This window comes from Maribacter aurantiacus, assembly GCF_005780245.1.
Lineage (GTDB): Bacteria > Bacteroidota > Bacteroidia > Flavobacteriales > Flavobacteriaceae > Maribacter > Maribacter flavus.
Map to the genome: position 1 here is coordinate 17,541 of NZ_VBUK01000014.1, position 13,339 is coordinate 30,879.

Consider the following 13,339-nt stretch of genomic DNA (forward strand, 5'->3'; position numbering starts at 1 on the left):
ATTTGGATTATCTTTTGGTATATGCCTCATCATGGTTCAATAAAGTATTGGTCACCATGGTGAGGGCGGCGGTTTTTGTCATGTCCAGTGAATTATCGACAATTTTATCCCCAACGGACAAAAGTTTGGTGGCTTCAGTCGGATTTTTTTGAAACCTCTTTTTTTGCTGGTCGTAAAACTCTATTAACAATTGCAATTCTTCTTTTTTGGGCCTACGGCTTGTCGCAAGTCTAAAAGCATGGGTTATTTGTTTATCCAAAGTGTCCCCGGCTTCCTTTTGAATCCTTTCTGCCAAGACCCTGGATGCTTCAACAAACTGTTTGTCGTTTAACAGGACCAAGGCCTGTAACGGTGTGTTGGTATTTTCCCTGGATATGGTGCATACCTCTCTGGATGGGGCATCAAAAGCTATCATAGCCGGATGGGGCTGTGTGCGTCGAACAAATGTGTAGAGACTCCTCCGGTACAGGCTATCGCCTTTGGTTTCTTTGTATCGCATCAGTTCATGCGAAAAGCTTGTTTTTTCAATCCAGAGATCGGCGGGTTGATACGGTTTAACGCTTTTCCCGCCAACCGTTGTTGCCAATAGGCCACTGGCTGCCAATGCATTGTCCCGTATTAGCTCCGCAGGTAACCTGTAGGTATTGCTTCTTGCCAGGTATATGTTTTCAGGGTCATTTTGCCACAATTCCTCAGATACCTTGGAAGATTGCCTATAGGTATGTGACATCACCATTTTTTTTAGCAAGGCCCTTACATCCCAATCACTGTCCATAAACGAAATGGCCAACCAATCCAATAGTTCCGGATGACTGGGTAGCGATCCCTGTACACCAAAATCCGTAGGCGTGTCCACCAATCCTTTCCCAAAAAGTAGTTGCCAGTATCTATTGACCGTTACCCTGGCGGTCAAAGGGTGTTCTTTTGAAAATAGCCATTTTGAGAGGCCCAATCTATTTTTTGGCAAATCATCCGAAAATTCTGGTAAAATGGATAGGGTATTCGCTTCCACCTCTTGGGTTGGTTGGTCATAATTTCCACGATCATATAAAAAGGCTTTCCTTTTTGTGGGCATTTCTTCCATAACCATTACCTCCATGACAGGTTCCATGGCGGTTAACCAATCTGCCCGTAACGTTCGTAATTCCTTTTCCAGGTTTTGAACTGCATCGGTTTGCTGTATCCAATATTTTTTGTCTACTGGAGGTGTGTCGGTTTCGTTTTGTAACGAGGCCAATCTTTTTATTTCAATAGGGGATAGGCCTCTATTAAATAATCGGATTTCATCAATTTTACCAAGAAAAATCCCATTTTCGCCAGTAAAACCTCTGTAACTCTTTGCCACCCTTACCGGAGCGTGGTAAGCGGAATGGTCCCCACTTCGGATTGTCTTTATGCTTTTATACAAATTATCGAAAACTATTTCTGAATCTGCCTCTTCGCCATTGATAAACAGGTTCAGGTCTTTTGCTTTTGATGTTCCTGTATAGGTGAAGGCCACATGATTCCATTCGTTAATTTTGATGGAATCCTTGGACCTAACATGAATATAATTATGGGGTAGGGAGTGTATGAGTCTCGCGTTCAGTCGATTGGCCCCATCCAAGTAAAAATCCCAACCACGCCAAAAGTTGTTTTTGTCCCCGGATGTACCCATGATGGTCTGGGTTTTGGCCGAATCCCTTTTTGTGGTTTGGACCCATAGACTTCCCGAAAAGGAATCCATCCATTCAAAATTTGGAATATTGTGAAGATATAATTCGTCATATTCCCCATTGAAAAGAAAAGCATTGCCTTTTATACCTTCAACTACTTTTGGGGCCTCCCTCGTAGTAGCATTCTTATTTTGGTCGGCAATATGACCCTTATTGGAGTTGGAGAGCTTGTCCAAAGGATAGTAATCCAACTTTCTAGTTTCAATGAAGGAATCAGGTAGGGTTTTGATATATTCCTCAAGTTGGGCGAGTTCATTTTTTGTTAGGGCGAGCTCTTTTTCCTTTTTGGCAATTTCATTTTGGAGGTCGTTCAACTTGGCCTCCGTATTTTTATTGGGGAGAGCAAGCATAGGCCCATAATTACCATCGTCGCCGGTCATTCCCAATTCCTTTACATTATTAAAGAAAGCCGACATTTCAAAGTAGTCCTTTTGGCTTATGGGGTCGAACTTATGATCATGGCATCTTGCACAGGCTACGGTAAGTCCCATAAAAGCGGTGGAAACGGTTTCCGTGCGGTCAAAGACATAGTTTAGTCTAAATTCTTCCTCAATAGCTCCACCCTCAGCGGTCATTGGGTGATTTCTATTGAACGCCGTGGCCAGCTTCTGCTCTCTCGTTGGATTTGGGAAAAGATCTCCCGCCAATTGCCAAGTAACAAATTGGTCGTAGGGCATATTGTCCTTAAAAGCGTTTATGACCCAATCCCGCCATGGCCACATCAAGCGGGCACCATCGGCGTGTAGTCCATGGGAATCCGCATATCTGGCAAGGTCCAACCAATCCAAGGCCAACCGTTCTGCATGTGCATCGGTTTGAAGCAACCTATCCACTACTATTTCATAAGCATCATCACTTGGGTCTTTCAAAAAAGCATCGATTTCCTCAAGGGTGGGAGGAAGTCCCGTCAAATCCATGGTCACCCTTCGAATCAATTTTTCCTTTTCGGTCTCTGGTGAGGGAACAAATTTTTTATTTATAAGTTTTGCCTGCACAAAACGGTCTATTTCATTTTGGTACGGCCAATCCTCGTTTATCCGTGAAGGAACGGCCTGGCTCATTGGTTTGAGAAACGCCCAGTGATTCTTCCATTGGGCTCCTTGTTCTACCCATTTGATCAATAGGGCCTTCTCCCTTTTTGTAAGTGATAGGTTTGACTCCGGTGGAGGCATTTGAAGTTCCGGGTCGTCACTTAGGATTCGTTGAATACATTCGCTATCACCCGGATTTCCTCTTACGAATGCGGAATTTCCCGATTGAAGTATCTGAAATGCGGATTCCTCAATGTCCAATCGCAATCCTCCTTTGCGCGTATTTTCATCCGGACCGTGGCAAGCATAGCACCGATCTGACAAAATTGGTTTTACATGGTAATTGAAGTCAATATTTTCAGGTAGGTCCGTATATGCAACCTCCAATTCTTCCGGGAGATTGTACTTGCAGCCACTGAGCAACAAGGCAAGAACGAAGTATCCGAAATACTTGAAATCCATCTAAATAGGAATCGAGGTTACTCCTTTAAATGTACACTTTTTTTTGAAAAAAACATTGAACGAAGTTTGGTTTGGATTCTTAAGTATGGAATAAATTGATTTTTAAATTTTATCCAAATTGGATTTTATTCCTTTATCGAACTAAAATTTAGTAGTACCTTAGCCCTCCAAAATGGGATATTAGCTCAGTTGGTTTAGAGCGCTGCCTTGACAGGGCAGAGGTCACTGGTTCGAATCCAGTATATCCCACTCTCTTTTTGTATTTGGTTTGATATCCAGGACTAATTTAGAGAAGGTCCAGAATTCTTTCCATGACCATTCCCCTGGAACCTTTTATAAACAATAGGGCATTTTGAATCTTATCGGTTTGAAGGTGTTGTTTCAGTTGGTCGAACGATTTCATTTTTTTGAATTCACTCGTTACTTTGTAGAAATTTTCACCGATAAGAAAAATGTTTTCGAAACCTAGTTCCTTGGTCAAATCCGCTATTTTCTGATGTTCTTCATGGGCGCTTTCCCCAAGCTCGAACATATCGCCCAAAAACAGGACTTTAGTATTTCCTGCCATTTTTGCAAAATTTTCTATAGCGGCAGACATGCTTGAAGGGTTTGCATTATAGGCATCCAGGACAATCTTTAGACTATTTTTTTCAATGATTTGGGATCTATTGTTCGATGGAATATAACCTTCAAGCCCTTCTTTAATTTTCTCCAATGGTACATTGAAGTATTTTCCCATGATAATCGCGGCGCAACAGTTTGAGAAATTATATGCCCCAATAAGTTGGGTCCTGATAATGCTTTCCTCAACATTTACGACTACAAATGGATTCGATTCTACTAGTGAAATTGGATAGAATTTGGAGTCGAAGGTGCTAAACCCGTATTTTTTGATGTAGTATTTGAGCTTATCTTTTTGAATGGGGTCATCGGCATTCATGAAGATCCCCTTGTTATTGGCCATCAAGAAATCGTATAGTTCGCTTTTTCCTTTAATAACCCCTTCCACGCCGCCAAAACCTTCTAAATGCGCCTTGCCAAAGTTCGTTATATAGCCAAAATCCGGTGCCGCAATGGAACTTAGAAAGGCGATTTCCTTTTGATGGTTGGCACCCATCTCCACAATAGCAATCTCCGTGTCCTCCTTAATGGAGAGCAAGGTCAATGGCACTCCTATATGATTGTTGAGGTTGCCGGAAGTTGCAATGGTCCTGTATTTTTGGGAAAGCACGGAATTGATAAGTTCCTTTGTAGTGGTCTTGCCATTACTTCCAGTAAGGGCAATTACTGTTGCCTTGGAAAATTTTCTATGATAGGTACCTAGGTCCTGGAGTGTTTTTAGCACATCTGCAACTAAGATTCTTTGCTTACCTGAAAATTTCTCTTCATCGATAATGGCATAGGCCGCCCCTTTTTTTAAAGCTTCCCCTGCATATTCGTTCCCGTTGAAATTATCGCCCTTCAGTGCAAAAAATAGATCTCCTGGTTTGATTTTTCGGGTATCCGTACAAACGCTAGGGTAATTTAAAAAAAGGTTGTGCAGCTCTTTTATTTTCATGAAATCGAAGATAAAAAAAAAGCCCTTTTTTCAAAGGGCTTTATCTTATTTGGATACCAAAAATTATTTGGCTTTTTGTCCTCTAACAGTTTTGTTCTTTGTCTTGGATTTAGAACCTACTCTGGACATGGCACATCTAAATCCTATATAATCCGTTGCCATATACTGTGGTAGGTACCTTCTCTGTGCAGGATCTAACCAGTATGCCCTGTCTCTCCATGAACCACCTTTGTATACACGTACTTCATCGTTTATCAAAGACGTCCTATCATTTGACTGATCGTACTGTCTGATGAGGTTACCGGCTGAATCTCTTTCAACTTTATGTTTTGGAGAGTTGTACATGGATAGTTCTTCAGATTCCTCCTCATCGCTAAATCTGTCAAAGAATCTTGAAGATCCCGGGTCACCGTCCCTGTAACCTCTATTGTCACTGGAAGAGAAGTTTGTCCTCAAATAGGTTTCTTCTTCATCAACAGGAACCATTTTAATCTCACCAGGTAGGTTAACTGCAACTACTTTTCCATTTGGCAACGTGTCGTAAACAATCGAATCCTGTAGGATATTTACTTTCCCATCTTCGCCAATGGCTGTTTTCATGTAGATATTTCCCCTGTAGTAGTTGAAGTCGCTTATTTCATCGTCGACTATGGGTCGGTAAACATCGGCTACCCATTCAGCTACGTTACCGGCCATATCGTAAAGACCAAGGTCGTTGGGCTTGTAGGACATAACCTCTGCGGTAATATCGGCACCGTCATCGGACCATCCGGCGATTCCGCCATAATCTCCTTTTCCTTGCTTGAAGTTGGCCAATTGATCGCCACGTCCAACTCGCTGTCCGTTTCTGGTATAGTCACCTTCCCAAGGATATTTTTTTCTACCTCTGTAGTTATTGTACTCCCTTTGTCCTACTTGTGCCTGTGCGGCATATTCCCACTCCGTTTCCGTTGGGAGCCTATATTCTGGCATAATAATACCGCTACTTCTTTTTGCATAGGCAGGGACACTATCCTTCTTCATCTTCCCTTGTAGGGAGTCGATCTGACCATTGTAAACGGATTCCGGCCTGTTCAAATAAGCCTCCGTACTAAAAGTTCCGGCAACTTCTCCATTCAGAGCTTGATATTTTGCGTCTTTAGCCAAATATCCTTCCCTTTCAAGCATTATTTCGTTTACTCGGTCGGTTCTCCATTCCGCAAACTGGGTCGCTTGGATCCAGTTTACACCAACTACCGGATATTCTGCATAGGCAGGGTGTCTTAAATAGTTGTTGGTCATGGTTTCGTTAAAACCTAACCTGTTTCTCCAAACCAAGGTGTCCGGTAAGGCACCTTTGTAAATATTAGCATATTTGGGATTTTCAGGAGGATAAACGCTTTTTAGATAATCCAAATATTCAAGGTACATGACATTCGTGACCTCTGTCTCATCCATATAGAAGGATTGAACATGTTGAGAAGTAGGGGTATTGTTCCAATCATGCATTACGTCATCCTGTACTTTTCCCTTTGTAAAAGTTCCACCTTCAACAAACACTAGTCCAGGAGCGGTCTCTTGCTCTTTGAAGTCAGTATTGTATTGAAAACCACCTTCCTTTTCATTTATCTTCCAACCTGTAGCTCTGGACACATTTTTGGAGGATGTAGATTTGGAACAGCTGGTAACTGTAAAACCTCCCGCAATCACGGTGCATGAGAGTACAACTTTAATAAACTGTTTTTTCATAATTAGGACTTGAGTTCAATCTGTTTAAACTAATAGTTCGCTAGTCTAATTTGATTTGGATTTTAATTTAATTTTATCGCTTTTGCTGGTTAAAACGATGTTTTGATTATTATATTTTATCGTTTAAAATATTTTTGGTAAATCCAGCCTTAAAATATTTTTGATAGCAATTTTGTTCTATGAGGAATAACGCAGCAAAAAAGGATATAGTATATTCGAGGCTTAACTAAAAAGGTAGAATGCCATGGCTTCCGCGCGGGTATTAAAAAAAACCAAAAATATATACTAATGGTGCAAGATAACGTTGAAAACAGCGTTTACATATAAAATTATGTGGACCAAAGTCATCGAAACACTAAATTGGCCCACTTTATATCAACTATTGAATTAATGAAAAAACTTACATTTATTTTAATGCTCATGTTATTGGTGAAAGCCAATGCACAGGAAGGTCAGAGGGTTATAAGTACAGGTGTGCCCTTTTTAAGTATTGCTGCCGATGCTCGGGCTTCTGGTATGGGCGATGTTGGAGTTGCAACTTCTACGGATGCCTTTTCCCAACAATGGAACCCGGCTAAATTTGCTTTTGCAGAGCGCAAGATGGGGATAGGAATGGCGTATACTCCATATTTAGAAGCCATTGTCACGGATATTTCCCTTTTAAACGCTAGTTTTTATAATAAAATTTCAGAAAACAGTGCTTTTGCGATCAGTTTGAGATATTTTGGTTTAGGGGATGTTGAACTTAGACAATTTGCGTCGGATCCGGGTATTACTGTAAAGCCGAACGAATTCGCATTGGACGGATCCTATTCCCTAAAACTAAGCCCTACTTTTTCAATGGCGGTAGCTGGAAGGTTTATAAATTCTAATTTGCGATTACCTGTAAACAATTTCGTCGATTCTAATTCTGGAAGTACTTTTGCTGTGGACGTGGCTGGTTTCTACCGTTCCCGGGAAATTGCCTATAACAATTTTGATGGTCGCTGGAGGGCCGGTTTTAATATCTCAAACATTGGGGGTAAGATACAATATGAGGATGGCGGACAGGATAATTTTTTGCCCAGTAATCTAAAGTTAGGAGCTGGCTTTGATTTTATCCTAGATCAGGATAACGTTATCGGAATTACTTCAGAATTTAATAAGCTATTAATTCCCACTCCCCAAGATGAAAACGGTGATGGGGTAATCGATTCTGCGGACAAAGATATTTACCAAAATAGAAGCGGTTTTAGTGGAATTTTCAGCTCTTTTGGGGATGCCCCTGACGGTTTTAGCGAGGAGTTAAAAGAGATTACTTGGGCCTTGGGCGCTGAATATGTGTATCAGGACTCCTTCATGGTAAGGACGGGGTATTTTAATGAAAGCGAGGAGAAAGGGTCAAGGAAGTTTTTTACGCTTGGGGCTGGGTTCAAATTTAAATCTGCACAAATTGATTTGTCTTACTTATTTTCTACTGCACAGGTAAGGAATCCAATCGAAAATACACTGCGCTTTGGATTGACCTTTAGTCTGGGCGAAGAGTTTTATAACGATTGATTTTAGAACGTAATAAATAGAAACCCGCATTTTGCGGGTTTTTTGTTTTGTATCTTCGAACTGGTAAAACAAAAGATGGCAAAGAAGAAGAAAATCGGGTTTGATATCCTTATATATGACTCCTCTAAAGCTTTAAAGGAAAGTGACAGGACCTTGTTGGAAAAGTCCATGGAGGCCAGGGGCAACGCCTATGCCCCCTATTCCAATTTTCAGGTGGGCGCTGCCTTGGAACTGGAAAACGGTGAAATCGTAATAGGAAACAATCAGGAAAACGCATCTTATCCCTCCGGACTCTGTGCGGAGCGTGTGGCCGTTTTTTATGCCGGGGCGAAGTTTCCCAATGTGGCGATCAAAACATTGGCCATTTCCGTACAATCAAAAAACAGTGAGGTGTTGGAACCGGCCGCTCCCTGCGGTAATTGCAGGCAGTCCTTATTCGAATATGAACACCGACAAAAATCGCCCATAAGGATTTTGATGATGGGTGCCCAGGGAAAGGTCGTAGAATGTCCATCGATTGCCGCTATTTTACCCTTGGGCTTTGATAATTCCTATCTGTGATCAGGTAGGTTTTAAGAAGACCTTTTAAACACGGAAATTCCTTTTTTTGTTAAGGGTGTAATTTCTTCTCGCTTTTATTTCTATTATTTTTATCCATTCATTTATATGTGTATTTTTGTTCTCTTGTGATGTACTTCTTGAACATTGCTACGGAGTCCGATTAATTTGTAATAAATTTTAAAATCGATGGAAAAAATCACCAAGGAAACTTATTTGAAATGGTACGAGGACATGTCGTTTTGGCGCAAGTTCGAGGACAAACTTGCTGCCGTGTACATTCAGCAAAAGGTAAGAGGTTTTCTTCACTTGTATAACGGTCAGGAGGCAGTATTGGCGGGAGCCTTGCATGCCATGGATTTGACAAAGGACCGAATGATTACGGCGTATAGGAACCATGTTCAGCCCATTGGGATGGGAGTGGACCCACGAAAGGTGATGGCCGAATTATATGGGAAGGTGACCGGAACCTCCAAAGGTATGGGTGGATCCATGCACATATTTTCAAAGGAGCATCGTTTTCACGGAGGCCATGGTATCGTTGGTGGACAAATTCCACTAGGGGCAGGAATGGCGTTTGGTGATAAATACCACGGTAGTGATGCCGTAACCCTATGTTACATGGGAGATGGTGCCGTAAGGCAGGGGTCGCTTCACGAGACTTTCAACTTGGCCATGCTCTGGCAATTGCCCGTGGTTTTCGTTTGTGAGAATAATGGGTACGCCATGGGAACATCCGTGGCCAGAACCTCTTTTTCCACCGATATTTGGAAATTGGGATTGGGTTATGAAATGCCCTGCGGTCCGGTAGACGGAATGAATCCGGTAACCGTTGCCCAAGAGATGAGCAAGGCCATTGAACGGGCACGTTCTGGAGGTGGTCCAACTTTCCTAGAAATGAAAACGTATAGATATAGGGGTCACTCTATGTCAGACGCCCAACATTATAGAACCAAGGAGGAGGTAGAGGAATACAAGAAAATTGATCCGATCACCCAGGTCTTGGATATTATCAAGGAAAATAAATACGCAACAGACGAGGAAATCAAGAAAATCGACAAAAGGGTCAAGGATTTGGTTAAGGAATGCGAAGAGTTTGCGGAGAAATCAGAGTATCCGCCCGTACAACAATTGTACGATATGGTATACGAGCAAGAAGATTTTCCATTCGTTCAACATAAATTGTAATTAAATGGCAGAAGTAATTAATATGCCGCGATTAAGCGATACCATGGAAGAAGGTACCGTTGCAAAGTGGTTGAAAAACGTTGGGGATAAGGTAGAAGAAGGCGATATTTTGGCTGAAATCGAAACGGATAAGGCCACTATGGAGTTTGAATCATTTTACCAAGGTACACTGCTTCATATTGGTATTGAGGAAGGTGATGGAGCTCCTGTAGATACATTGTTGGCGATTATAGGGGAAGAAGGCGAGGACATTTCCGGACTTTTGAACGGTGGGGGAAGTCCAAAGAAAGAAGAAAATTCTTCGGGAGACAAAGACGAAGCAACAAGCGCTGAAACTTCGGATGATGCGCAGGATGAAGAAGGCGACACATCGGCCACTGAAATTCCTGAAGGAGTTGAAATCGTGAAGATGCCGCGCCTAAGCGATACCATGGAAGAAGGAACCGTAGCCAGTTGGTTGAAACAAGTGGGAGACGTGGTTGAGGAAGGTGATATTTTGGCCGAAATCGAGACGGACAAGGCAACCATGGAATTCGAGTCTTTCTATTCCGGAAAGTTACTTCATATTGGAATCCAGGAAGGGGAATCCGCGCCCGTTGATGCTGTTTTAGCCGTCATAGGGCCCGATGGTACCGATGTTGATGCGGTTTTGAACGCAAAGTCGGGCTCCAAAAAAAGTACAAAGACAGAAGTGAAAAAAGAAGAAGCATCAAAGGCTTCCGAAACAGAAGATACATCGAGTAAGGAATCTACTTCCGTAACTTCGGATGGCAATAGAATCTTTGCATCGCCCTTGGCAAAGAAAATAGCAGAGGATAAGGGAATTGACCTTTCCAAGGTGTCCGGTACGGGCGATAATGGGAGAATCATTAAAAAGGATATAGAAAACTACAAACCTGCGGAAGCACCAAAAGCTGCACCGGAAGTTTCAAAAACGGAAAAGGCCAGTGCGCCTGCTGTTTCCATGGCAATTCCTGCTGGTGAGGAAGGTGTGGAGGAAAGCAAGAATTCCAATATGCGAAAGGCCATCGCCAAGGCATTGGGGAATTCCAAGTTTACCGCACCCCATTTCTATTTGACCATTGAGGTGGATATGGATAACGCCATCGCTTCAAGGGCCCAGATAAATAGCCTGCCAGATACCAAGGTGTCTTTCAATGACATGGTATTAAAGGCCTGTGCCATGGCATTACGAAAACATCCTCAGGTTAATACTACATGGAACGGTGATACCACGAAGCAGTACAAACATATCCATATGGGTGTTGCCGTAGCTGTAGACGAAGGGTTGGTTGTGCCGGTAATCAAGCATGCGGACTTACTGGGTCTTACGCAGATCGGTGCAGCAGTGAAGGAGTTGGCCGGTAAAGCGAGAAACAAGAAAATTGCTCCTGCCGAAATGGAGGGAAGTACCTTTACCGTTTCCAACTTGGGAATGTTCGGGATACAGGAATTCACATCGATTATAAATCAACCCAATTCCGCCATACTTTCCGTTGGGGCCATCGTTGAAAAACCGGTGGTCAAAAATGGGGAAATCGTGATAGGGAATACCATGAAATTGACCTTGGCCTGCGACCATAGAACTGTTGATGGTGCCGTGGGAGCGCAATTTTTACAGACGCTTAGGTACTATGTGGAAAACCCTGTGACCATGTTGGCCTAATCGGCCCAGAACAATATAGTGTAAAAGCATCTCTTAACGGAGATGCTTTTTTTTATCTTTATCACTCAAACACATTTATATGATACGAACGCTGACAAGTTTTCTTTCCGTCCTGATTTTGGTTTCCTGTGGGTCCAAAAAGATAAACAATGAAACGGTATTGAACCCAGATGGTCCTGAGAGACTTAAAGGAAGAATGGTTTCGGAGGAAATTAAGACTTCCATGAACGATTCGGGAAAATTCAGTGGCAAGGAGGTTGTTTTTTCAACTTCGGAGGATATCGCCGTACTTATGGATTATTTGGCATCCGATGCATTAGAGGGAAGAGGATCGGGCACCAAAGGCATCGAAATGGCGGCCGACTTTATAGAAGACCGATTTTCATCCAGTGGCATCGCACCTTATTTTACGACATACAAGGATACCTTGGAAAACTTTGAAGGAGTAGCGTTCAACGTTGTGGGGATTTTGGAGGGGACCGATTCAGCTTTGAAGAACGAATATGTGGTGCTGGGCGCACATTATGACCATTTAGGGATTGTAAGTCCTGAGAATGGCGACGAGATTGCCAACGGTGCCAATGACAATGCATCTGGAACCGCAACGGTCATGGAACTCGCCCGATATTTTGGCAAGGAAAAATCGAATAAAAGAAGTCTCATTTTTGCATTGTTCAGTGCGGAAGAAAAAGGACTTTTAGGTTCAAGGCATTTGGCCAAAAAGCTGAAAGATCAAGGATTGGATATGTATGCCATGTTGAATTATGAAATGGTGGGCGTACCCATGGTGGACAAGGATCATTTGGTGTATCTCACGGGGTATGAATTATCGAACATGGCCGAGGTTAGTAACGCCTACGCCGGGGAAAAGGTAGTTGGGTTCTTGCCCCAGGCCAAGGAATTCAATCTCTTTAAAAGATCGGATAATTATGCCTTCCATCAAGAGTTCAATATTCCCTCCCAAACGTACAGTACGTTTGACTTTACGAACTTTCCCTACTATCACAAAGTGGACGACGAAACCTCCGAAATGGATTATGGACATATGGCCACTATCGTGAACAAAATGATACCCATTGTGGAAGGGATTGCCAATTCGCCGGTTAAGGAGATAAAATATAAGTAATGGCCAACGTCATCATAACAGGATCAAGCAGGGGTATAGGCTTTGAAATGGCCCAATTGTTTGCCAATGAAGGACATTCCGTTTTGGCCCTTTCAAGAAATGAGGAGCCCATACAAAGTCTTGAAAATAAAAATATTACAGGGTTTTCGTTCGATTTGTCCCGTGCTTCGGATTTTGTAAAAGTTGAAGAATTTATAAAAAAGGAATGGCAGAAAGTGGATGTCCTGATAAACAATGCAGGTGCCCTTTTGAACAAGCCTTTTGCCGAGACTTCTTTGGATGAATTTAAAAAGGTATATGATGTAAATGTCTTTGGGGTGGCGGCCATGATAAAATTGGTAGTGCCCTATATGTCAAAAAAGGGACATGTGATTACCGTCAGTTCCATGGGAGGAGTACAGGGAAGTATGAAGTTTCCAGGCTTATCGGCCTATAGTTCGAGTAAGGGTGCGGTTATTACACTTACTGAATTGCTTGCGGAGGAATACAAGGAAACAGGTCCCTCGTTCAATGTATTGGCCTTGGGCGCTGTCCAGACCGAAATGCTGGAGGAAGCCTTTCCGGGGTACAAAGCCCCGGTAACAGCATTGGAAATGGCAACATATATCAAGGAATTTGCGCTTACGGGCCACACCCTCTTCAATGGGAAGTTACTTCAGGTTTCAAATTCTACCCCCTAAATAGTGATGGCTTTAAGGCTATGTCCACTGGTGTTTTGTTAATTAAAATCAATTCCTCTCAATTCTTATTTTTTCGGGTATTTTTGTT

General features: G+C 42.5%; 9 protein-coding genes and 1 tRNA gene. 7 read left to right on the forward strand and 3 right to left on the reverse strand.

Annotated features, from left to right (window positions below; all coding sequences use genetic code 11):
- Positions 1-7: 7 nt before the first annotated feature.
- Entirely contained in the window at positions 8-3,208 is a 3,201-nt protein-coding gene (locus FEK29_RS16755; RefSeq protein ID WP_138259589.1) for a DUF1553 domain-containing protein, read from the reverse strand.
- 174 nt (positions 3,209-3,382) lie between these two features.
- Here FEK29_RS16755 and FEK29_RS16760 point away from each other — a divergent pair.
- Positions 3,383-3,457 (forward strand) — tRNA-Val (locus tag FEK29_RS16760).
- 37 nt (positions 3,458-3,494) lie between these two features.
- On the opposite strand, the gene FEK29_RS16765 is transcribed toward FEK29_RS16760, so the two are convergent.
- Both FEK29_RS16765 and gldJ read right to left on the reverse strand, forming a co-directional pair.
- A complete protein-coding gene (locus FEK29_RS16765; RefSeq protein ID WP_138259590.1) occupies positions 3,495-4,766 on the reverse strand; it encodes a UDP-N-acetylmuramoyl-tripeptide--D-alanyl-D-alanine ligase in 1,272 nt (423 codons plus the stop codon).
- 63 nt (positions 4,767-4,829) lie between these two features.
- Positions 4,830-6,494 carry a gliding motility lipoprotein GldJ gene (gene gldJ / locus FEK29_RS16770; protein WP_138259591.1) on the reverse strand — a complete coding sequence of 555 codons (1,665 nt, stop codon included), beginning with the start codon at positions 6,492-6,494 and terminating at the stop codon, positions 4,830-4,832.
- Positions 6,495-6,884: 390 nt separating this feature from the next.
- Between gldJ and porV the strand changes: the two genes are divergently transcribed.
- The 6 genes from porV (at position 6,885) to FEK29_RS16800 (ending at position 13,251) form a co-directional block, all read left to right on the forward strand.
- Positions 6,885-8,033 carry a type IX secretion system outer membrane channel protein PorV gene (gene porV, locus FEK29_RS16775; protein WP_138259592.1) on the forward strand — a complete coding sequence of 383 codons (1,149 nt, stop codon included), beginning with the start codon at positions 6,885-6,887 and terminating at the stop codon, positions 8,031-8,033.
- Between the two features lie 75 nt (positions 8,034-8,108).
- On the forward strand, positions 8,109-8,594 hold the full coding sequence (cdd, locus tag FEK29_RS16780) for a cytidine deaminase (protein ID WP_138259593.1): 486 nt from the start codon (positions 8,109-8,111) through the stop codon (positions 8,592-8,594).
- 186 nt (positions 8,595-8,780) lie between these two features.
- Positions 8,781-9,779 carry a pyruvate dehydrogenase (acetyl-transferring) E1 component subunit alpha gene (gene pdhA / locus FEK29_RS16785; RefSeq protein ID WP_138259594.1) on the forward strand — a complete coding sequence of 333 codons (999 nt, stop codon included), beginning with the start codon at positions 8,781-8,783 and terminating at the stop codon, positions 9,777-9,779.
- Between the two features lie 4 nt (positions 9,780-9,783).
- A complete protein-coding gene (locus FEK29_RS16790; protein ID WP_138259595.1) occupies positions 9,784-11,445 on the forward strand; it encodes a pyruvate dehydrogenase complex dihydrolipoamide acetyltransferase in 1,662 nt (553 codons plus the stop codon).
- A 79-nt stretch (positions 11,446-11,524) separates the two neighbouring features.
- Entirely contained in the window at positions 11,525-12,571 is a 1,047-nt protein-coding gene (locus tag FEK29_RS16795) for a M28 family metallopeptidase (protein WP_138259596.1), read from the forward strand.
- Positions 12,571-13,251 carry an SDR family NAD(P)-dependent oxidoreductase gene (locus FEK29_RS16800; protein WP_138259597.1) on the forward strand — a complete coding sequence of 227 codons (681 nt, stop codon included), beginning with the start codon at positions 12,571-12,573 and terminating at the stop codon, positions 13,249-13,251. Before FEK29_RS16795 ends, FEK29_RS16800 begins: the two co-directional genes overlap by 1 nt.
- The last annotated feature ends 88 nt before the right edge of the window (positions 13,252-13,339 follow it).